Origin of the sequence: Alcaligenes faecalis, assembly GCF_009497775.1 — a bacterium.
GTDB lineage: Bacteria > Pseudomonadota > Gammaproteobacteria > Burkholderiales > Burkholderiaceae_B > Alcaligenes > Alcaligenes faecalis_D.
The window spans coordinates 968,490-990,502 of record NZ_CP031012.1 but is presented as its reverse complement, the minus strand read 5'-3'; the positions used below and the strand labels follow the sequence as shown (position 1 = coordinate 990,502).

Annotated in this window: 20 protein-coding genes; 6 read left to right on the top strand and 14 right to left on the bottom strand. The window is 56.6% G+C overall.

Translation table 11 applies throughout. The features are described from left to right. The first annotated feature begins 84 nt into the window (after positions 1-84). Positions 85-990 (top strand): LysR family transcriptional regulator, encoded by a 906-nt coding sequence (locus tag DUD43_RS04525; RefSeq protein ID WP_153229323.1) that lies wholly within the window; start codon positions 85-87, stop codon positions 988-990. On the opposite strand, the gene DUD43_RS04520 is transcribed toward DUD43_RS04525, so the two are convergent. Continuing rightward, positions 974-1,699 (bottom strand): transporter substrate-binding domain-containing protein, encoded by a 726-nt coding sequence (locus tag DUD43_RS04520; RefSeq protein ID WP_153229322.1) that lies wholly within the window; start codon positions 1,697-1,699, stop codon positions 974-976. The two genes, DUD43_RS04525 and DUD43_RS04520, sit on opposite strands and share 17 nt — an antisense overlap. Before the next feature lie 82 nt (positions 1,700-1,781). On the opposite strand from DUD43_RS04520, the gene DUD43_RS04515 reads away from it, so the two are divergent. After that, positions 1,782-2,183 (top strand): DoxX family protein, encoded by a 402-nt coding sequence (locus DUD43_RS04515; protein ID WP_009457944.1) that lies wholly within the window; start codon positions 1,782-1,784, stop codon positions 2,181-2,183. Positions 2,184-2,202: 19 nt separating this feature from the next. On the opposite strand, the gene DUD43_RS04510 is transcribed toward DUD43_RS04515, so the two are convergent. From DUD43_RS04510 to DUD43_RS04500, 3 genes are read right to left on the bottom strand one after another with little or no spacing between them, the layout of a single operon-like run. Further along, a complete protein-coding gene (locus DUD43_RS04510; RefSeq protein WP_153229321.1) occupies positions 2,203-3,564 on the bottom strand; it encodes a sensor histidine kinase in 1,362 nt (453 codons plus the stop codon). Beyond that, positions 3,561-4,226 (bottom strand): response regulator transcription factor, encoded by a 666-nt coding sequence (locus DUD43_RS04505; RefSeq protein WP_153229320.1) that lies wholly within the window; start codon positions 4,224-4,226, stop codon positions 3,561-3,563. The genes DUD43_RS04510 and DUD43_RS04505 overlap by 4 nt, the downstream gene beginning before the upstream one ends. 1 nt (position 4,227) lies before the next feature. Beyond that, positions 4,228-4,776 (bottom strand): PepSY domain-containing protein, encoded by a 549-nt coding sequence (locus DUD43_RS04500; protein ID WP_153229319.1) that lies wholly within the window; start codon positions 4,774-4,776, stop codon positions 4,228-4,230. 216 nt (positions 4,777-4,992) lie between these two features. Between DUD43_RS04500 and DUD43_RS04495 the strand changes: the two genes are divergently transcribed. Further along, positions 4,993-5,415, top strand: coding sequence for a VOC family protein (locus DUD43_RS04495; protein ID WP_153229318.1), 423 nt, complete (start codon positions 4,993-4,995; stop codon positions 5,413-5,415). Positions 5,416-5,668: 253 nt separating this feature from the next. After that, on the top strand, positions 5,669-7,294 hold the full coding sequence (locus tag DUD43_RS04490) for an acyl-CoA synthetase (protein ID WP_153229317.1): 1,626 nt from the start codon (positions 5,669-5,671) through the stop codon (positions 7,292-7,294). A 217-nt stretch (positions 7,295-7,511) separates the two neighbouring features. Here the strand turns inward: DUD43_RS04490 and pstB are convergent, their stop codons facing one another. From pstB to ppk1, 5 genes are all read right to left on the bottom strand, one after another. Beyond that, positions 7,512-8,291, bottom strand: coding sequence for a phosphate ABC transporter ATP-binding protein PstB (pstB, locus tag DUD43_RS04485; protein WP_009463840.1), 780 nt, complete (start codon positions 8,289-8,291; stop codon positions 7,512-7,514). 33 nt (positions 8,292-8,324) lie between these two features. After that, the gene (pstA, locus tag DUD43_RS04480; RefSeq protein WP_153229316.1) at positions 8,325-9,188 is read right to left on the bottom strand and encodes a phosphate ABC transporter permease PstA; all 864 of its coding nucleotides are present in this window, start codon (positions 9,186-9,188) and stop codon (positions 8,325-8,327) included. Between the two features lie 12 nt (positions 9,189-9,200). Then, positions 9,201-10,139 carry a phosphate ABC transporter permease subunit PstC gene (gene pstC / locus DUD43_RS04475; RefSeq protein WP_153229315.1) on the bottom strand — a complete coding sequence of 313 codons (939 nt, stop codon included), beginning with the start codon at positions 10,137-10,139 and terminating at the stop codon, positions 9,201-9,203. 220 nt (positions 10,140-10,359) lie between these two features. Further along, positions 10,360-11,403, bottom strand: coding sequence for a phosphate ABC transporter substrate-binding protein PstS (pstS, locus tag DUD43_RS04470; RefSeq protein WP_153229314.1), 1,044 nt, complete (start codon positions 11,401-11,403; stop codon positions 10,360-10,362). Between the two features lie 96 nt (positions 11,404-11,499). Then, complete coding sequence (ppk1, locus tag DUD43_RS04465; protein WP_153229313.1) at positions 11,500-13,572, bottom strand: polyphosphate kinase 1; 2,073 nt, start codon at positions 13,570-13,572, stop codon at positions 11,500-11,502. A 240-nt stretch (positions 13,573-13,812) separates the two neighbouring features. Between ppk1 and DUD43_RS04460 the strand changes: the two genes are divergently transcribed. Continuing rightward, positions 13,813-15,303, top strand: a complete 1,491-nt coding sequence (locus DUD43_RS04460; protein ID WP_153229312.1) for a Ppx/GppA phosphatase family protein — start codon at positions 13,813-13,815, stop codon at positions 15,301-15,303. 320 nt (positions 15,304-15,623) lie between these two features. Here DUD43_RS04460 and DUD43_RS04455 read toward each other — a convergent pair whose 3' ends face one another. The 5 genes from DUD43_RS04455 to DUD43_RS04435 all read right to left on the bottom strand — a co-directional run bounded on the left by DUD43_RS04455 (position 15,624) and on the right by DUD43_RS04435 (position 21,343). After that, positions 15,624-16,406 (bottom strand): GNAT family N-acetyltransferase, encoded by a 783-nt coding sequence (locus tag DUD43_RS04455; RefSeq protein ID WP_045931004.1) that lies wholly within the window; start codon positions 16,404-16,406, stop codon positions 15,624-15,626. A gap of 68 nt (positions 16,407-16,474) precedes the next feature. Further along, a complete protein-coding gene (gene glmM / locus DUD43_RS04450) occupies positions 16,475-17,818 on the bottom strand; it encodes a phosphoglucosamine mutase (protein WP_153229311.1) in 1,344 nt (447 codons plus the stop codon). Continuing rightward, complete coding sequence (gene folP, locus DUD43_RS04445; RefSeq protein ID WP_194273438.1) at positions 17,815-18,657, bottom strand: dihydropteroate synthase; 843 nt, start codon at positions 18,655-18,657, stop codon at positions 17,815-17,817. The genes glmM and folP overlap by 4 nt, the downstream gene beginning before the upstream one ends. A 26-nt stretch (positions 18,658-18,683) precedes the next feature. Next, positions 18,684-20,597 (bottom strand): ATP-dependent zinc metalloprotease FtsH, encoded by a 1,914-nt coding sequence (gene ftsH, locus DUD43_RS04440; protein ID WP_153229310.1) that lies wholly within the window; start codon positions 20,595-20,597, stop codon positions 18,684-18,686. A gap of 107 nt (positions 20,598-20,704) precedes the next feature. Continuing rightward, a complete protein-coding gene (locus DUD43_RS04435; RefSeq protein WP_153229309.1) occupies positions 20,705-21,343 on the bottom strand; it encodes an RlmE family RNA methyltransferase in 639 nt (212 codons plus the stop codon). Positions 21,344-21,360: 17 nt separating this feature from the next. Here DUD43_RS04435 and DUD43_RS04430 point away from each other — a divergent pair, with 17 nt between their 5' ends. Further along, positions 21,361-21,957 (top strand): YhbY family RNA-binding protein, encoded by a 597-nt coding sequence (locus DUD43_RS04430; protein ID WP_026485246.1) that lies wholly within the window; start codon positions 21,361-21,363, stop codon positions 21,955-21,957. The last annotated feature ends 56 nt before the right edge of the window (positions 21,958-22,013 follow it).

The window sequence follows — 22,013 nt, the reverse complement described above, 5'->3', positions numbered from 1 at the left end:
GATCAAAACCTCAGAAAGCATGATTATCCGCAGTACAGCTTTTAGAAAAAGTCAGATTCCATCAGTTTTACTTATGGTTTAACCATGCTTACCAGTGATCATCTTGAACTCCTGCTTGCCGTGGTCGAGCACGGCTCCTTCTCTGCCGCCGCACGGGCGTTGCGACGTACGCAATCGGCTGTCAGCATGGCGGTAGCCAATCTGGAGGCCGAACTGGACCTGACGCTGTTTGACCGCAGCCGCCGTGAACCCGTCCCCACAGCCGAGCTGCTGGCCATGCTGCCCGATGCCAAGCTGATCGCCAGCCGCTTGCAGGGCTTGCGGCTGCATTTGCAGGAATTGTCGGGGGGACTGGAAAGCCATTTGCGACTGGGCATCGTCTGTGATGTAGACCCCAAACCGGCTTTGATTGCCTTGCAGGCGCTGGAGCAACACTATCCCGGTCTGGACATAGAACTGCGAACCGCGCCGCAAGACACACTGGTCGAAGCCTTGAAAAAGCGCGAGCTGGATCTGTGCATTGCCTATGGCGGGCTGGAACTGGAAAGCGTGGGGATTGTGCAGTCGCTGTGGACCGAAACCATTAGCGCCGTGGCGGCACCGGGCCATCCCTTGCTACAAGACAGCCCCCGGCCTCTGGAAGATTTGAAAGCCTACAGGCAGATCGTGATTACCAGCCCGGACAACGACATAGGCAAGGACCGCTCCATGCTCAGCCTGCGTCAATGGAAAACGGACAGCCTGCCCATGACGCTGGAGCTAGTGGAGCGGGGTTTGGGATGGGCAAATCTGCCCATGTCTTGCCTGGGGCCTTCACTGGAATCCGGTCGCCTGAGCCGCATCCAGTTTTCCACTGGCAGCAATGGGCTGGACTTGCCCATTTATCTGCTGCAATCCAAGGGGCAGGATGCAGGTAAAGCGCAGGCCCTGTTCAGACAGGCCCTGCAAGACGAACTGAATACGCGCCTTCAGTCTATTCCGGCACGGTGACATTGGCCTGGCCGCTATCGGCCAGAAACTGCGCCACCATCCCTTCTTTCTTCTGCCGGGCAATAAAGGCCTCGACCCAGGCATGGGCCAGCGTGCGCTCGGACGGCACCGCCATGGCCTGACGGATCACGGTGAAGCTGTCGGGCAGCACCCGCAAGCCACTGCGGGAACGCGCATAGCGCTCCAGGGGCTGGCGCACACCCGCAGCGGCGTCCAGTTCTTCCTCTACAAACAGATCAATCGCATCAGCAGAAGTCGTCGCCCGTACCAGATCGGCATGTTTTAAATGACGGCTCAGAAACAAGTCATAGGCCGCACCTTTGCCAACCGCAATGCACACGCCTTGCTGATCCAGCTGGTCTACGGTCTGAAAGGCAGACTCTTCGCGCACCAGATAGGTGCCTTCGATATGCACATAGGCTTCACTGAAGCGGATCTTTTCCGCACGCTTGGGATCAATCGCCAAAAAGGCCAGATCCCACTCGCCCTTGTAGACCGCCTCAACGACGGCCTGGGCCGCATCGTAGCCATGAAATTGCACGCTCAAGCCCAGCTCTTGCGCCACGCTGCGCGCCAGATCGGCCGACACCCCTTTGGGCGACTGCTCATTGGCACCGCGTTGGGCCAGGACGGGATTGCCATAATTCATGGCAACACGCAAAACCCCGCTGGGGGCCAGTTCTGCTGCGACAGCCTGCTTTTGTGTCATGTAAATGCTCCGTCATACTTTTAAGAACCCGGTCTTCTACAATAACGCACCTTCCTGTCCCACTACATAATGGAGCGTCTGTATGTCTCGTGATGATCTTGGAAAACTCTTGCTGCGTGTCACGGTCGGTGTGTTGATCCTGCTGCACGGCATCGCCAAGATACGTTATGGCATCGGAGGAATCGAAAGAATGCTGATCGCCAACAATATGCCCGGCTTTCTGGCCTGGGGCGTGTACATAGGCGAAGTGATTGCTCCCGTCCTGATGATTCTGGGCTTTTACGCCCGCGCCGGCGGTTTGATTGTAGCCATGAACATGGTCATTGCCTTGTTGCTGGCCCATAGCAACCAGATCGGCAGTTTCAATGCTCAAGGTATTTGGGCTCTGGAGCTGCAAGGCATGTTCCTGATTGGCGCGCTGACAGTCGGTTTGATTGGCGCCGGACGTTACAGCCTGGGTGGCGATGGCGGCCCTTGGAACTAATGCTGCCCTGATTCCGGCCTTAACTCGCCAAGGTCAAATCCAGCCGCAAACCACCTTTCTCTGACGCACTGGCTCGCACCTTACCCTGATAGCTGCGAGCCAGTTCACGCACAATATCCAGCCCCAACCCAAAGCCAGGATGCCGCTCATCCGCACGCTGACCACGGCCAAACACACGCTCCAACTGCTCCGGGTCCAGACCTGGACCATCATCTTCCACCACCAGATGCAGCACATTGTCCTGCTGCCACACGTGGCACCACACATTCTGCGTCGCCCATTTGCAGGCGTTATCCAGCAGGTTCCCGGCCATCTCCTGCAAATCCTGCTCTTCACCTTTAAAGATCAATTCCTGATCAGGCAAATCCAGGTGAATCTGCTTGTCGCTATGCAAACGTCCCATCACCCGGCACAAGGATTGCAGGCAGCTGGACACATCCGTACGCACGCCGATGGCACGTACCGCCATGGCCCGTGCACGTGACAAATGGTGATCCACCTGTCGCTGAGCCAAGGCCACCTGTTCGCTGACCAAAGCCGCCAGATGCGGATCTTCCGCCTGGGCTGCGTTGCCCATAATCGTCAGCGGGGTTTTGACAGCATGGGCCAGGTTTCCTGCCTGCGCCCGTGCGCGATCCACCATGCCCGCATTGGCACTGAGCACGGCATTGAAGTCATCCACCAAGGGCTGAATTTCGCTGGGAAAACTGCCGCTGACTTGCGGCTCCCGACCTTCCTGCACATCCAGCAAACGGCGTCGCAACAGATGCAGCGGATACAAGGCCAGCACCACTTGCAAGATTGCAGCCAGAATCAAACCCACGGCCAAACCGCCCAGAGACAGGAACAGAATCCGCTCGAAACGGGCCAGTGGCTCGGCCAGCAACTCACGGTTGCCGGCCACCATGATCTGCAAGCTTTGGCCCTTGTCATTAACCTCGTCCAGCTCCTGACGCAGCACCACCAGACGCTGCTTTTCCGGTCCCGTCAGCGACAAGACGCCATTCGGCGTATCGGGAGCATTCACATCCAGAGCCTCGTCCCACAAAGAGGTTGAACGCAAGACCACCGTCCACTGATCACTACCCGCTTCCTGGCGTGCGATCTGCCAGTACATACCCGAATAAGGCTGTTCAAATAAAGGGTCGCTCAGGCGCGATTGCAGGGTGACGCCATCGGCATTGTCCAGATTCACGTCCGCCATGATCTGATCCAGATGGGTTTGCAAACGCTGCTCGAACTGACGATAAACGTGGTCCTGAAACAGGCGATTCAGGCCCAAACCGGCCAGAACAATACTGATCAGAATCCAGGCCAGCGTCCCCAGCAGCAAGCGGCCGCGCAAAGAACCCAAAATAGTGTGACCCCGCAAGGCGATCATGCTTCAGGGTCCACCAGACGGTAGCCCATACCTCGCACCGTTTCGATATAACCGGCGGGCAATTTCTTGCGCAGACGGCCAATAAAAACCTCGATGGTATTGGAATCGCGCTCGAAGTCCTGGGAGTAAATATGCTCGGTCAGTTGGGTGCGCGACAGCACCTGACCAGGGTGATGCATCATGAACGCCAGCAAGCGATATTCATGGCTGGTCAGCGACAGGACCATGCCCGCACAACTGATCGAGGACGAGCGCGCATCCAGTTCCAATTGGCCCAGTTGCAAACGCGGGTTCGCCTGCCCGGCCGCACGGCGCAACAAGGCGCGCATACGGGCCAGCAACTCTTCCATGTGAAAGGGTTTGGCCACGTAGTCGTCCGCACCAGCATCCATGCCTTCGACCTTGTCGTGCCAATCATTGCGGGCTGTCAGAATCAGCACCGGCATATTGATATCCGACGCGCGCCAGCGGCGCAGGACCGATACCCCGTCCATGCCCGGCAAACCCAGATCCAGCACCACGGCATCAAAGGCTTCAACCTCGCCCTGGTAATGGCCTTGCTCACCATCATGAGCCACCTGAACCGCGTAGCCTGCCCGCTCCAGCGCCTGCTGCAATTGCGCTGCCAAGGTAGGCTCGTCTTCGACAACCAGTATCCGCATATCAATGTCCTCGGGAATGCGAGCGCTTTACGCCACGCACAAGCAGCACTTTGGCGGTCAAGGCGTCCACTTTCAGACGCAACAGGCGGTTGTCATCAACCAGCATGCGCAAGTCATACACCCAAAGCTCAAAGCGCTCGTCATATTCAAACTGCACACGCAGCACTCGTCCGGGATAGGTCTCGCGCACTCGCTTCAGGACTTCCCGCAAGGGCAAGGCCTCACCACGACGCACGGCTTCACGGGCCTGATCGTGGCCACGATAAGCCGGTCCCGGAGGCCAGTACGGGCTGGGACCAAAACGCTCGTTGGGAGGGGGAGGCTCGGGTGGAGGTGGCGGAGGGGGTAGACGCCGAAAACAGTCATCGTCCCCGAAGTAATCATGTTCAGACCAATCCGCACGCTGGTCCCGGTCCCACGACGAGTCCCCCCGCTGCTGTTTACGACCGCAGTCCGAGGAATCATGAGAATGAGCGAGAGCCAATGGCATCACCGCCGTCAGAACAGCGGCCAAACACATCAGCAGTGCGGATTGTTTAATGGACGTCATAAGGTGCACAACAAAAAAAGAGGGATCAAAAGATCACGCCCCCCTTATATAGCAAGCTGCGGATGAACATAACATGAACAGCGGCTTCAGTTTAGATTCAGAGCCGCTTGCGCATAATGGGCACCAAGCTGACAGGAAAACACCACTTCCCCATCAAACGGAAGCTACCCCAGGAATCTGACAGCATTACTTTTTGATGACTTGAAGGAGCAACACATGAAACGCACTTCCCTTTTCTCCGCCTTGGTTCTGAGCGCAGGCCTGTTGGGCGGCACCGCCGCCATTGCCCAGGAAGCCGCGACTGCTGCTACCACTCCGGCACAAACCGCCCAGAAACAAACCCGTCAGGCTCGTGATCACAAGCCCCTGACAGCCGACGAAGTGAAAGACATTGGCCCCGCCTACCAGCGCCTGAAAGATGCTGGCTACACCAAAGTAGGCAGCCTGCACCAGCGTGGCGACCACATCATGGCCATGGTCGTGGATAAAGACGGCAAAGTTGTCCGTGTCCGCTCCGAAGGTGAAAACGGTGCCTTCACCGTTGTAGAGCGCAAAACAGACGGTCAGCATCGCCGTGGTCACCGCCCAGGGCACGAAGCCCGTCAAGATAGCGCCACGAAAGAGGCTGCCAAATCCTGATCACGGAATCACTTTCCCCTAAGCAGTTGATGTTCGCAAGCAGTAGTTTGAAGTGACAACACATCGTTCTTTTAGCAGTCAAAGTCGGTAGTTGGACCTTGCCACCACCATTAAGGCAGTGGCAAGCAAGCAGGACGAAAAACGGCGCATCCCCTGGCGCCGTTTTTCTTTTCTACTGATTAGCCCCGATAGGGTCATCCCGCCCAAGGCGTTAGGATGAAGGTCTGTTTCACCTTTGGGAAAAGAGTCTCTCATGCTGTCTGCTGATTCTGCTTACTCACAAAGCTACTCGGAATTTCACTGGTCCATCCCCGAGCACTACAACATCGCTCACGACACCTGCGACAAGTGGGCCGATGGCTCCGGGCGTCTGGCCCTGATCCAGCAATTGCCCGATGGTCAGGTCAAGCGCTACACCTTCGATCAACTCAAAGCCTGGTCCGACTCGCTGGCCGCCGCCTGGCAAGCCCAGGGCATACAGGCAGGCGATCGTATCGCCATCTTTTTGGCGCAGGGACTGGAAACGGCTCTGGCGCATTTGGCGACCTACAAGATTGGCGCCATCGCCATGCCCTTGTTCACCCTGTTTGGCACGGACGCGCTGCGCTATAGGCTGAATGACTCCGGTGCCAGCACCTTGATTACCGATCAACAGGGCCTGGAGACCGTGCTGCCCTTGCGCGAGCAGTTGCCTCAGCTTAAACATCTTTATCAAAGTGATAGCCAGCAGGATCAGGGGCAGGCACTGTCGCTGTGGCAAGCCATTGCCGCACACCCTGAACCGGCACCACGCACACTGAACACCCGCGCAGACGATCCTGCCGTGCTTATCTATACCTCCGGCACCACGGGGTCGGCCAAAGGCGCCCTGCATGCCCACCGTGTACTGCTGGGACATCTGCCGGGCGTAGAGATGTCGCACAACTTCCTGCCTACGGGCGAAGGCTTGATGTGGACACCCGCCGATTGGGCCTGGATTGGCGGCTTGCTGGATGTGCTGCTGCCCGCCTGGCATCACGGTATACCCGTGCTGGCCTACCGCTTCCCCAAATTCGACGCCGAGGCCACCTGGAAGCTGATGTCCGAGCACGGCGTCACGCATACCTTCCTGCCCCCTACTGCCCTGAAAATGCTGCGCCGCAGCCAATGGTCACGCGAGCAATGGCCCTTGAAGCTACAATCCATTGCCAGCGGCGGGGAGTCACTGGGCGCGCAACTTCTGGATTGGGCGAAGCAGGAACTGGGCATCACCATCAACGAGTTCTACGGGCAAACCGAGTGCAATATGATCGTGTCCTCCTGCTCGGCCTGGTTTCCCGGTCAGGCAGGCAAGATCGGCAAGGCGGTGCCTGGGCACAAGGTCGCGATTGTGGATGATCAGGGGCAAATTCAGAAAGCCGGTGTCGAAGGCCATATTGCCGTGCAAGCTCCCGATCCGGTGATGTTTCTGGGCTACTGGCAAAGACCCGAGGCGACCCGCGAGAAATTCGTGGGCGATTGGCTGCTGACTGGCGACAAAGGCATGCAGGACGAGGATGGCTATATCCAGTTCGTAGGCCGGGATGATGATGTGATCACCAGTTCCGGCTACCGCATTGGCCCCGGCCCGATTGAAGATGGCCTGATGGGGCATCCCGCTGTCGCCATGGCAGCAGTGATCGGTGTGCCCGACCCGGAGCGCACTGAAGTCGTGAAGGCCTTTATTGTGCTCAAAGAAGATGTAGAGCCGTCACAAGCGCTGGTCAAGGAGATTCAGGAACACATCAAACGCCGAGTGGCTGCGCATGAATACCCACGGCTGATTGAATTTGTAGATGCCCTGCCCATGACGACCACCGGCAAAGTCATACGTCATGCTTTACGCAAATTGAGCCAGTAAACGCACAAGCTGCATGACTCAAGACCGTCGTTCCCTCCATTACCGGAGCCAACTCCACATCGCCGCGCCAAGGAATAAAAAAACACCCCAATCAGTGGACATGAATCCAGCGATTGGGGTGTTTGCCACACAGGAACGACTGTCCCGATGTGGAGGTATGGCTTTCATCAAACTCCAGGCAAAGCGCCGCAAGGCCGCTCTGCCCGTAACCGTCTGATTAACCGAAACGACCCGTGATGTAGTCTTCGGTTTCCTTGCGAGCCGGTTTCACGAAAATCTGGTCAGTTTCACCAAATTCCATCAGCTCGCCCAGGTACATGTACGCGGTGTAGTCCGAGCAACGTGCAGCCTGCTGCATGTTGTGAGTCACGATCACCACGGTGTAGTCCGCTTTCAGTTCGGCAATCAGCTCTTCGATCTTGGCTGTGGAAATCGGGTCCAGCGCCGAGCAGGGTTCGTCCAGCAGCAGAACTTCGGGCTTGATCGCCACACCACGGGCAATACACAGACGTTGTTGCTGACCACCGGACAGGCCGTTACCGCTTTGGTGCAGCTTGTCTTTCACTTCGTTCCACAGCGCGGCTTTGGACAAGGCCCATTCCACACGCTCGTCCATCTCACCTTTGCTCAGGCGCTCGAACAAACGCACGCCAAAGGCCACGTTGTCGTAAATGCTCATGGGGAACGGTGTCGGTTTCTGGAACACCATGCCCACTTTGGCGCGGATCAGGGAAATGTCCTGCTTGGAGGTCAGCAGGTTTTCATTGTCCAGCAGGATTTCACCTTCAGCACGTTGGCCGGGGTACAGCTCGTACATACGGTTCAGCGTGCGCAGCAAGGTGGATTTACCGCAACCGGATGGTCCGATAAAGGCCGTGACCTTCTTTTCCTTGATAGACATGTTCACATTGCGCAGGGCATGGAATTTGCCATAGAAGAAATTCAGGTTACGGATTTCAATCTTGGTCGATTCGTCGGAGGTAATAATTTGACTCATAGCGTTGGCCGACTAGGGCGCTCCGTGAAAACGTTATTTTTGGCGGAAAAGGCTGCGAGCCAGGATATTGATACCCAACACCAGCAAGGTAATCAGCACCGCACCTGCCCAGGCCAGACGGTTCCAGTCCTCAAAGGGGCTGGCAGCATATTGGAAAATCACCACAGGCAAGTTGGCCAGCGGTGCGTTCATGTTCAGGGACATGAACTGATTGTTCAGCGCTGTAAACAACAGCGGAGCGGTTTCACCGGCAATACGAGCTACGGCCAGCAGAACACCCGTCACGATACCGGGCAAGGCTGCGCGGTAAGAGATGGCCATCACCACTTTCCACTTGGGGCAGCCCAATGCCGAGGCCGCTTCACGCAAACCGTTGGGAACCAGCATCAGCATATTGTCGGTAGAACGCACCACCACGGGGATCACCAGAATGGCCAGCGCCAGCGAACCGGCCCAACCCGAATAGTGTCCTACCTGGGCCACGTACACGGCGTAGATGAACAGACCAATAATGATGGACGGTGCCGACAGCAGCACGTCGTTCAGAAAGCGGGTTGCCGGAGCCAGCCAGCCGCGCTGACCGTACTCGGCCAGGTAAGTGCCAGCCAGAATACCGATAGGCGTGCCGATCAGGGTGCCAACGCCCGCCATCATGACACTGCCGACAATGGCGTTCAGCAGACCACCCTCACCACCGGGAGGCGGTGTGCTTTCAAACAGCAAGGACCAGGCCATGGCGCTGCTGCCCTTTTCGATCAGGGTCCAGATGATCCAGAACAGCCAGAACAGGCCGAAGATCAAGGCAGTAAAAGACACACCCAGCATCAGGCGGTTAAACACCTGCCTGCGTTTGTAGATCGGGTTGCTCAGACTAATTGCGGATTTTTTATCAAACATGGTAGGTGATCCTTAGCGCGACGTGCCTTCGTTCTTGGCCAGACGCAACAAGAGCAACTTGGAGATCGCCAATACAACCGTGGTGATCAGGAACAGGATCAGACCCAGCTCCAGCAAGGCAGATTTCTGCATGCCACCGGCTTCGTTAAACTCGTTGGCCAGTGCCGACGCAATCGAGTTCGACGGCGAGAACAGCGAACTGGGCAAGTTAAAGGAGTTACCAATTACAAAGGTGACGGCCATGGTCTCACCCAGTGCACGTCCCAGACCCAGCATGATCCCGCCAATGACCCCGTTCTTGGTGAAAGGCAGAACCACACGCCACATCACTTCCCAGGTCGTGCTGCCCAGACCGTAAGCGGACTCCTTGAGCATGGGAGGAACCAGCTCGAACACGTCGCGCATCACGGCGGTAATGAAGGGGATCACCATGATAGACAGAATCAGACCGGCGGTGAACACACCAATCCCGAAGGGAGGGCCCGCAAAGATCTGCTCCAGCACCGGCACCCCGTCAAACAGGGAGATCAGGCTGGGCTGCACATAGCGCTGGAACAGGGGCACAAAGACAAACAGGCCCCACATACCGTAGATGATGGAAGGAATCGCGGCCAGCATTTCAATGGCTGTGCCCAGAGGGCGACGCAGCCAGGCGGGCGAGAGTTCCGTCAGGAACATTGCAATCCCGAAGGAGACCGGCACTGCAATACAGAGCGCGATCAGGGAGGTGAGCAAGGTACCGGCAATGGGCACCAATGCGCCATATTCGTTATTGACCGGATCCCAGTTATTCGTCCAGAGAAAAGAGAAACCGTATTCGGCAATGGATTCCCGGCTTCCATAGATCAGGGAAATAGAGATGGCAGCCAGCAATATGAACACGAGGAACGCAAACGAGCGCGTCATGTTCTTGAAAATGCCGTCCATAAAGGCGTTCTGATTTGATTTCATGTAGACAGATGAAGGGTCAGGCCGGAATGGGACAAACGCACTGCAACCGATTCACAGATTCTGTAACAGCCAGGGCTGTTTCAGTCCGGCAAAGCAGTTAACGCTACGCGCTGTGCGTTCAAGACAAAACCGTAATTTTTACATAATAAAGACGGCGCCACCTAGAGGTGGGCCGTCTCACAAGATCAATTTACAACTGACCTGTATTTGAACACGAATCTTACTTCCAGACCGCAGCGCCGTCTTTGGACTTGATTTCCGATGCCCAGGCTGCTTTGATCTTGTCGGTCACGTCTTTAGGCAAGGCTACGTAGTCCAGCTCTTCAGCCGATTTGGCGCCGTTCTCGAAAGCCCAGTTAAAGAAGTTCAGCACTTCTTTACCGTTCTCAGGCTTGTCCTGCACCTTGTGCATCAAGATGAAGGTAGCCGACGTGATAGGCCAGGATTGTGCACCAGGCTCTTCGGTCAGAATCACACCCATGCCAGGCGTACCGGCCCAGTCTGCGTTCGCAGCGGCGGCAGCAAAGCTTTCCTGACCAGGCTGGACGAATTGGCCGTCCTTGTTCTGCAGCTGGGTCCAGGACAGTTTGTTTTGCTTGGCGTAAGCGTATTCAACGTAGCCGATCGAGTTCTGCAGCTGGCGCACGTAAGCGGCCACGCCTTCGTTACCCTTGCCACCTTGACCGGTAGGCCACTTCACAGCCTTGCCTTCACCAACCTGGGATTTCCAGTCTGGGGAGACTTTGGACAGGTAGTTGGTCCAACCGAAGGTGGTGCCCGAACCGTCGGAGCGGTGAACCACCACGATGTCCTTGTTAGGCAGGGTCAGATCAGGGTTCAGTGCCTTGATGGCAGCGTCGTCCCACTTGGTGATCTTGGCCAGGTAGATGTCGCCCAGCACTTTACCGGACAGCTTCAGCTTGCCAGGCTCAATGCCTTCGACGTTGATCACAGGTACCACACCACCGATCACGGCGGGGAACTGCAACAGATTTTCTTTTTCCAGTGTTTCGACCTTCATTGGGTCGTCCGAAGCACCGAAGTCCACGGTCTTGGCAATAATCTGCTGCTGACCACCACCCGAACCAATCGACTGGTAGTTGACGCGGTTATTCGTTTGTTTGGCGTATTCAGCCGCCCATTTGGCATAGATTGGGTAAGGGAACGACGCACCAGCACCGGTTACGTCTGCAGCTGTGGCAGTAGCCGCAAAAGCGCTGAACGCCAGAGCAATACTTACCTTGTTGAATACACGTTTTAACATCGAGAAATCCTCTTGATGATAGTCAGATCACAGGCCCACCCTGTATGTGTCGTCATAGTAAACAGGCTATGTGACACGTTCATGACAGTCTGTATTTCACACACCGCCCAGACGCTGCATCATGCTCAGATGCAGATTGAACGGGGCGCCGCGACTGCGGATACGGTTATACGTGCCATCCGGGCTGGCCTTCCAGGACAGTTGGTTGTCACGCAAGGCATAGGTGAAGGCTTCGGCAATGACGCGCTTTTTCAGGCTGCGGTCCAGTACCGGCACACCCAGCTCCACGCGACGGAAGAAATTGCGGTCCATCCAGTCAGCCGAGGAAATAAAGACCTCTTCCTGCCCGCCATTGTAGAAATAGAAAACACGCGAGTGCTCCAGAAAGCGTCCGATGATCGAACGTACCTGGATGTTCTCCGACAAACCCTTTACTCCCGGACGCAAGGCGCAAGCACCGCGCACGATCAGGTCCACCTTGACCCCGGCCTGGCTGGCGTCATAAAGCGCCTGAATGATCTTGGGCTCCAGCAGGGAGTTCATCTTGGCCATGATGCGGGCTTTCTTGCCTGCCAAGGCGCGCTCGGTTTCAGCCTGGATGCGATCCATCATGCTGTCATGCAAGGTGAACGGCGACTGCAACAAGCGCTTCAAAGGCCGCCAGGCACCCAGCCCGGTCAGCATGGAGAACACCTTGTCCATGTCCTCGCACACTTCCTGATTCGCGGTAATCAAGCCAAAGTCCGTGTACAGACGAGCGGTACGCGGGTGATAGTTACCCGTTCCCAGGTGGCCGTAACGGCGTATCGTCCCTTCTTCACGACGCAGCACCAAAGCCATCTTGGCATGCGTCTTGTGACCCACTACCCCGTAACTGACGTGTGCCCCCACCTCTTCGAGCTTGGCGGCCCAGTTGATATTGGTCTGCTCGTCAAAACGAGCCATCAGCTCCACCACCACCGTTACTTCTTTACCCGCACGGGCAGCCGACAGCAGGATGTTCATCAGCTCCGAATCTTCACCGGTCCGGTAAATGGTCTGCTTGATGCCCACCACAGCCGGGTCCGCCGCTGCTGCACGCAAAAAGCTCAGGACAGGCTGAAAGGACTGGTAGGGGTGATGCAGCAATTGATCCTTGCGAGCAATCGCCTCAAAAAACTGGGCGGGAGACTCGAAGGAAGAATCAAAAGGCGCAGGAATCGGTGCGCGGTAATCCGGGAACAGCAGATCCGGACGGTCCGGCACATTGCACAGCTGCATCAGGCGCGTCAGATTGACCGGGCCACTGACGCGGTAGGTATCGGGCACATCCAGCGAGAACTCGCTTTGCAGAAAGCGCTCCAGGCGCTCGGGCATGGAACGGTCAATTTCCAGACGCACAGCCGCGCCGAAATTACGTTGGGACAGCTCGCCCTGCAAGGCGGCGCGCAAGTTGGTGACTTCTTCCTCGTCCACAAACAGATCGCTGTTGCGGGTAACGCGCCACTGATAGCAACCCTTTACGTCCATGCCGGGGAACAACTCGCCCACGAACACGCTGATCAGGGAAGTCAGCAGCATATAGCCCTGGGGAATGCCGGCGATATCGTCAGGCACGCGGATCACACGGGGCAAGGCACGGGGGGCCTGCACAATCGCAATCGTGCCGGTGCGGGCGAAGGCGTCTTCACCGCTCAGCTCGACAATGTAGTTCAGGCTTTTGTTGTAGACGCGAGGAAAGGGATGCGCCGGGTCCAGACCAATAGGCGTGAGTAAAGGCATGACATCACGCAAAAAGGTTTGATAGGCCCACTCGCGCTGGGCCGGTGTCCATAGCGCGGTCAGCAACAGGCCAATGCCCTCATCCATCAAGGTAGGCAAGACCTCGTCCATCAGGAGGTCGTTTTGTTTCTCGACCAGTTGGTGCGCCGCAGCCTGCACTTTGTCAAAAGCCTGCTGAGGCAAAAACCCGTCATCCCCCACTTGATGAGGATTCTGCAAAATCTGTTCTTTCAGACTGGAAATGCGAATTTCAAAGAATTCGTCCAGGTTAGAGCTCACGATACAGATGTAGCGCAAGCGCTCCAGCAAAGGCGTGGTCGAATTTTCGGCCATGGCCAGCACTCGCTCATTGAACTTGAGCAAGGACAACTCACGGTTTAGCAAGGTTGAATCTGGAGAAGGCAGCATGGTGAGGTCGTTAAAAAGCCAAAGAAAATGGGATCGTGAGACTTTTACTACATGAATGTTACAGCTCTATGACCCAGGGGCCATTCAAGTCTAAATCACCGATCTGCAGCCGGAGCACAAATACCACATCGCCTTTCCAAAGATGCTTTCGTCTAACTTTTCTTAATTTTCCGGTTTATGTAACAAAACCCATGATTAATGTCCTTATAATCGCACAGTAATCATCCCGAGCGATGCCTCATGGAACAACTTCTTGCCGCTGTGGACCTGGGCTCCAACAGCTTTCGTTTATCCATTGGACGAGTGGTTCAGCACAACGGTCATGCCCAGATCTACACCATTGACCGCCTTAATGAATCCGTCCGACTCGCCGCCGGCATGGGCCCCGACAAGTACATCAGCCCCGATGCCATTGAACGCGCGGTAGTCATACTGAAACGATTTAACGAACGTCTGGCCGGTTTTCACCCCAATCGCGTTCGTGCCGTGGCCACCAATACCTTTCGGGTGGCACGCAATTTAAGCGAGGTTTTGCCGGCTGCCGAGGCGGCCTTCGGCTTTCCTATCGAGGTCATCTCCGGCCACGAGGAAGCCCGTCTGATTTTCTCCGGAATCAGCAACGAGCTGCCCCCCTCCCCCAATCGCCGTCTGATGATTGATATTGGCGGTGGTTCGACCGAAGTGATTATTGGCAAGGGCCTCAAACCCCTGCTGCTGTCCTCCCTGTACATGGGCTGTGTCAGCTATACCGACAAATTCTTCTCCGATGGCGTGATCACCGAAGAGCGCATGAGCAATGCGATCCTGACGGCTCGTCGCGAGCTGGAAGGGATTACGCGCCAGTACCGCAAGACGGGCTGGCAGGAAGCTTATGGCTCCTCCGGGACCGCCAAGGGCCTGATCGCCATCCTGCAAGAGAACGGCATGTCCAAAAAGGGGATTACCCTGGAAGGCATGGAGTTGCTGCGCAAACGCCTGGTGCACGATGGCAAGGTGGACACGCGCAATCTGAGCGGCATCAAGCCGCACCGCGCGCCCGTGCTGGCGGCAGGTCTGGCCATCATGATGGCCGCCTTCCAGGAGCTGAAGATTCGTCAGATGCTGCCCGGTGAAGGCGCTCTGCGTGTGGGCGTGCTCTACGACATGCTGGGCCGCGAATCGGAACACGATCAGCGCGACCAGACGGTTCAGCAGATGATGAAGCGCTATCAGATCGACACACGCCAATCACATCGTGTGCACGACGCGGCCATGACGTTCTTCGCACAGCTGAAGCTGCCTGATAGCCCCGAAGTGCAGGAACTGCAACGCCAATTGGGCTGGGCGGCCGATCTGCACGAAGTGGGCCTGAGCATTGCGCATGCGGATTACCACAAGCACACGGCCTACGTGCTGGAGCATGCCGATATGCCTGGCTTTTCCAACGACGACCAAGCCTTGTTGAGTTTCCTGAGCCTGGGTCACCAGGGCAAACTGGGCAAGCTCAAGCGCTTTGAAACCAATAACGCCTGGTGGCTGACCTTGCTGAGCCTGCGCCTGGCCGTCATGCTGATGCGCCGTCGTGAGGACCGGGAAACCCTGCCGCTTAGTCTGGAAGCGCGTGGCAAGACCGTCATGATTCATCTGGATCATGAGTGGATGGCCAGCCACCCCTTGTCCCAGGCCTCCTTGCTGGCCGAAGTACAGGCTTGGCAAAGCGATATCAATGACCTGAGCCTGGAGCTGGTCTGACAGGACCAGCTGAGTGCCTGGAGGCTGGGTGGGCCTGTTGAAAAACTATCCACCCGGCTTGTCGCTGCTCCAGCCCAGGCTGAGAGACGCTGTGACTGGCGTGTAGTTCGCACTAGCGTACCAAACTGCTAACTGGCTCAGCCACACTCAGCAGAGCCAAGCCACAAGCCACGCCATACTACGCCACGCCACGCCACGCCACGCAGATCATCAGAACCTAAAAAACCCCCGAAAGTTGGATGCCCATCCAACTTTCGGGGGTTCTTTTTATCCGCAGGCCCTATTCAGGCCCGACTTGGTCAGGCCTGAGCAGTACGCAATCAGACCAGGCCAAAGTGGCGTTTATAACGCTCGTCCATGGCCTCCAGATCCAGCAGCACAGGAAAGTCTGCCGTATTGAAATCCGGATCCCAGGCAGGCGCACCACAAATCGTGGCACCCAACTTCAGATAGCCTTTGATCAGCGGTGGAATACGCGCTGGCAAATCGCTGTTCAGTCGTTCAACCGGATAGCGATTCAAGGGCTGCACATGCGGAATGTGCTTGTTGTCTTGCATGGACTTCTGAGCCACACGCCAGACTTCGGCAGCAGTGACACCATCGTCGCGCAGGCTGACACTGGCACAACCCAGCAGGTAGCGGTAACCGCCTACACGCGTCAGGGCAGCAATACCGCCCCACAGCATCATGATGGCCGAGCCATTACGGTAGTCGGGGTGGATGCAGGAGCGCCCAACCTCAACCAGGCTGGGGCGCAGCGCATCCAGGGCGCTGATATCGAATTCGGACTCTGAGTAATAGCCGCCCGCTTTATTGGCATTTTCAGGGGTCAGCAAGCGGTAGGTTCCTACAACCCGATTTTCTTCGGGTTCGGTAACCATGAAATGCTCGCACCAGGGATCGAAACGGTCGATATCCAGACCATTATGCTGGTCTGGGAAGACGGCGTTCATTTCCTGGGTGAAAACCTGAAAACGCAAGCGCTGAAGGCATTCAAGCTCTGCCTGGGTACGAGCCAGGCGCAAGGCCAGGCCTCCAACGGTATGACCTGCCCAAGTATTAGCCCAATCCACTTCAGTACGTTCGCGCTCAAGATTTAGCATCGTGATGACTCCAAACACTTTCGTGCATCATGCACAAACAATGTTTCAGGTATTTGATAGCCACATTACTATTTCATTAAATCCACTGCAAGCAAGGTATCGATGCCTGCTTGAGCCAGATCCGCTTGTTCTGCTTCTACCATCAAGCGCAGCTTGGGTTCTGTGCCCGATGCGCGAATAAGCACTCGCCCACGGTCACCCAACATTTGCTCCACTTCCCGGGTTGCCTGTTGCAAACCTGCATGGTTTTTCCAGTCCTGGCCCGCTTGCAATGGCACGTTGACCATGATTTGCGGGTACATCTTCAGACCTTCCATCAGCTCAGGCAGACTCTTGCCGCTATGGCACAGGGCGGTCAGAACTTGCAAGGCGGCAATAATACCATCGCCTGTCGTGTGCCATTCCAGACACAGCAAGTGACCCGAGCTTTCGCCACCGAACACCCAGCCATTTTGCTGCATCAGTTCCAGCACGTAGCGGTCGCCCACTTTGGCGCGTGCAAATTCCACCCCCAGTTCCTGCATTTTCTTCTCGAAACCCAGGTTGGTCATCAGCGTGCCAACCACGCCTTTTACGGGCTGAGACTGCAGACGATCAGCAACAATTAGATACAATAGTTCGTCGCCATTGTAGATGCGTCCCTGGGAATCGACCATCTGCAGACGGTCTGCATCACCGTCCAGAGCAATACCCAAATCAGCACTGTGCTTGCGTACTTCTTCGGCCAGCTTCTCGGGATAGGTCGCGCCCACTTCCTGATTGATGTTGAAACCATCAGGCTGGACACCCACAGCAATCACTTCAGCACCCAGCTCGCGGAATACGTGCGGGGCAATGTTGTACGCCGCGCCATGAGCCGCATCCACAACAATCTTGAGCCCGTTCAGGTTCAAGTCATTCGGGAAGGCGCTCTTGCAAAATTCAATATAGCGGCCAGCCGAGTCAGCCAGACGACGGGCACGGCCCAGGGATTCGGACTTCACCCAGTGCATGGGCTGGTCAATGGCCTGCTCAATTTTCAGCTCAATCTCGTCAGGCAGCTTGGTGCCTTGGGCGGAGAAGAACTTGATGCCGTTGTCGTAATACGGGTTGTGCGAGGCAGAGATCACGATACCGGCCGTCAGGCGCAGCGTACGCGTCAAATAAGCCACAGCGGGCGTAGGCACGGGGCCAGCCAGCAATACATCGATCCCGGCGGCCGACAAGCCGGCTTCCAGCGCCGATTCCAGCATGTAGCCGGAAATACGGGTGTCCTTGCCAATCACCACGGTGGGGCGGCCTGTGCCTTCATATTGGGCGGCCAGAACCTGCCCGGCAGCGTAACCCAGGCGCAAAGCGAACTCGGGGTTAATCGTTGGGCCACCTACTTCACCGCGGACACCATCGGTGCCGAAATACTTACGATCGCTCATTCAGAGACTCCACATTCAACCGCGTTCCACACATCCAGCGCTTCGCGCGTGGCGGCTACATCATGGACGCGGACAATTTTTGCGCCCCGTGCCACGCAGGCAAGGGCTGCCGATAGACTGCCAATCAAACGCTCACTGGCGGGTTTCCCCGTGACATGGCCAATCATGGATTTGCGCGACAAGCCGATCAACCAGGGATAACCAGGCACTGCCGCCTGCTGCAAATCCCGTAGCAACTGATAATTATGTGCCGCTGTTTTACCGAAGCCAAAGCCGGGATCCAGCATGATACGCTCGGATTGAATGCCTGCGCTCACTATGGCGTCACATCGTTGTTGCAAAAAATGACGTACATCAACGACCACATCATCATAGTGAACCTGCTCTTGCATGGTCCTGGGCTCGCCTTGCATGTGCATGATGCACAGACCGCAGTTGGAGTCCTTGACGACCTCGATCGCACCGGGCATGCGCAAGGCATAGATGTCATTGATCATGTCTGCACCTGCCGCCAGGCTGGCACGCATGACCTCGGGTTTGAACGTATCCACCGACAAGGCCACACCGCTGTCGCGCAAGCCCTCGATCAGGGGGATCACACGCTCAAGCTCTTGTTCCAGGGAAACGGGTTCGGCACCGGGGCGAGTAGATTCGCCACCAATATCCAGAATATCTGCGCCTTCGGCGATTAATTGACGGGCGTGGTCCAGCGCCCGAGGCAAATCATTGTGTGTATTGCCGTCATAAAAGGAGTCTGGGGTGACATTCACAATCCCCATAACCAAAGGGCGCTCCAGCCCAAACTGGAAGCGCCCACAAGACCACTCAGGGTAATTCATGAAATAGGCGTGGCCTATGTTGTAAGTTAAGCAACAGGCGTTGTAGCCGCGGCACCCTTGTCATCGGCTGGGCTAGGACCAGCGGCTGGTGGCGTGGAGCCATCGGAGGGTGTGTTGTCATTGCTGTTGGGCACGTGTGGAGCCCGTGGTGGCAGACCTTTCATGATGTCGTCGATCTGGTCGGCATCAATGGTTTCCCACTCCAGCAAGGCCTTGGCCATGGCATGCATCTTGTCCATATTGTCTTCGATCAGCTTGCGGGCAACCGCGTACTGTTCGTCGATAATCTTGCGGATCTCGAAGTCCACTTTCTGCATGGTGGCTTCGGATACATGCGTTGTTTTGGTGACGCTGCGGCCCAGGAACACTTCGCCTTCGTTCTCGGCGTACACAACAGGACCCAGGGAGTCTGTCATGCCGTAGCGAGTCACGATGTCTCGTGCAATTTGCGTGGCACGCTCAAAGTCGTTCGATGCGCCGGTGGTCATTTGATTCATGAACACTTCTTCAGCGATACGACCACCGAACAGCACGGCAATCATGTTCAACAGGCGCTCTTTGTCCATGCTGTAGCGATCGCCTTCCGGCAATTGCATGGTGACACCCAAAGCACGACCACGAGGAATGATGGTGACTTTGTGAACCGGGTCCGTCTTGGGCAGCATGCAAGCTACCAGAGCGTGACCGGCTTCGTGGTAAGCGGTGTTGCGACGCTCTTCCTCGGGCATGATCATGGTGCGGCGTTCTGCACCCATGATGATCTTGTCCTTGGCGCGTTCGAAGTCCTGCATATCCACGGTGCGACCGTTACGGCGCGCAGCGAACAAGGCGGCTTCGTTCACCAGGTTGGCCAGATCGGCACCGGAGAAACCGGGAGTACCACGAGCCAGCACCACGGCATCCACGTTGGGAGCCAGAGGCACTTTGCGCATGTGCACTTTCAGGATTTGCTCGCGACCACGGATGTCAGGCAGGCCAACAACTACTTGACGGTCAAAACGACCAGGACGCAGCAAAGCGGGGTCCAGTACGTCAGGACGGTTGGTAGCGGCAATCACCAGTACGCCTTGGCCGGTTTCAAAACCGTCCATCTCAACCAGCAACTGGTTCAGTGTCTGTTCGCGTTCGTCGTTACCACCGCCCAGGCCAGCACCACGCTGACGGCCCACGGCGTCGATTTCGTCGATAAAGATAATGCAAGGCGATTGCTTCTTGGCGGTCTCGAACATGTCGCGAACGCGGGAAGCACCCACACCAACAAACATTTCCACGAAGTCGGAACCGGAAATGCTGAAGAAAGGCACCTTGGCTTCGCCTGCAATGGCACGGGCCAGCAGGGTCTTACCCGTACCGGGCGAGCCGACCATCAGGATACCGCGTGGAATGCGGCCACCCAGACGCTGGAAGCGGCTTGGGTCGCGCAGGAAGTCCACCAGCTCCTGTACGTCTTCCTTGGCTTCGTCGCAACCGGCCACGTCCGCAAAGGTAACAGGATTGGAGTTCTCGTCCAGCAAACGCGCACGCGATTTGCCAAAGCTGAATGCCCCGCCCTTGCCACCACCTTGCATCTGGCGCATGAAGAACACCCACACGCCAATCAAGAGCAGCATGGGGAACCAGGAGATGAACAGGCTGGTCAGGAAGGAAGGCTCTTCGCGGGCTTTACCCGATACCTGCACACCGGATTTCACCAGTTCAGGCACCATCCACAGGTCACCGGGGGACGTCAGCGAGTAGCTGCGGCCAGAATCCGGCGTGACATGCAGGGTATCGCCCTGAATATCTACCTTGCTGATGCGGCCGGAGCGGGCATCATTCATGAATTGTGTGTAAGTGACGCCATCAGTGGCTGGTGGCCGGCCGTCAAACTGCTTGAAAACAGTAAACAGCACCAGCGCAATAACCATCCAGATCGCGACTTTGGAAAACGAATTGTTCAAAGCCAATCTCCTGCGATTGCGATAACTTGCCAAATATGCTTACACACACCTGAACAAGCGCCATACATAGTTCATTCTACCCGATTCAAAGACCGGCAAGTCATAAATTACCTGCGCTTCAAGCCTCGGGCAACGAGAAAGGTTTCGGAGGATTTATCACGCGAAGCCTTGGGTTTACGCTCGACGACTCTGACAAAATTCTGCTTGAAAGACTCCACGATCTGGGAAAACCCGCTGCCGTGGAAGGCTTTGACGATCAGTACCCCTTCATCGGTCAGATGCTGCAGGGCAAATTCCTGTGCCAGCTCGCATAAATGCTGGATGCGGGCGGAATCGGCCGATGCCACACCAGACAAGTTGGGGGCCATATCCGAAATCACAAGGTCTACCGCGGCACCTTTTAAGGAATCCTGCAATTGCGCCAGCACCGAGTCCTCGCGAAAGTCGCCCTGCATGAACTCTACCCCGGCAATTGGTTCCATTTCCAATATATCCAGTGCGATAATGCGACCATTGAGCACACCGCCAGGGCCGACCATGCGTTCACGTATCAATTGCGACCAGCTGCCCGGCGTAGACCCCAGGTCCACCACCACCTTGCCCTGAACCTGAATCTTCTCCAGATCCAATATTTCACTGAGCTTGAAGGCCGCACGCGCGCGATACCCTTTTTGTTGCGCCAATTTGACGTAGGGGTCATTTATATGCTGCTGAACCCACTCTTTAGAGAATTTTTTCTTGGCCATTCCCGTACAATCTCTTTATGCCAAAACTCAACCTTACACCTCATGAGCGCAGCGAACTTCGTGCTGCTGCTCACGCTCTGCGCCCAGTTGTCCTGATTGGAGACAATGGCCTGACCGACGCCGTGATCAAAGAAATCACCGTCCACCTGCAGGCTCACCAGCTCATCAAGATCCGTGTGGCCGGTGATGACCGTCAGGCCCGTCTGACCATGTTAGAACAAATCTGCGATGCGCTCGATGCTGCCCCTATTCATCATCTGGGCAAAATCCTGACCATCTACAGACCCAATATCGAACGCCCCCCTGTTTTGGGAGCGCCTGTTGAAAAACCCACCCGTGCGGTGCGCAAGCCCTCGGAGCCTTACACGCCCAAGAAACTGGCCGCTTCCGGTGTTCAGCGTACACGCAAGACGGAACGTGCTCGTCGTGCGGAAATGCAAGCTGAACGCAGCAGCACCCAGGAGAAAAAAGCTTCGGCCGCACCACGCAGCGTTCAGAAGTTCTCGGCCGTCAAGCCGGCTGCTGCGCCCCGTAGCAATACCAACCGTCCTGGCAGCGCCATGTCCCTGCGGGCCGGCGCCCGTCGCGGACTGGGCGGTTCGGGCAAACGCTAAACTGCCGTAAATTATAAGGCCCCCGCACAATGTGCAGGGGCCTTTCTTTTGCGCGC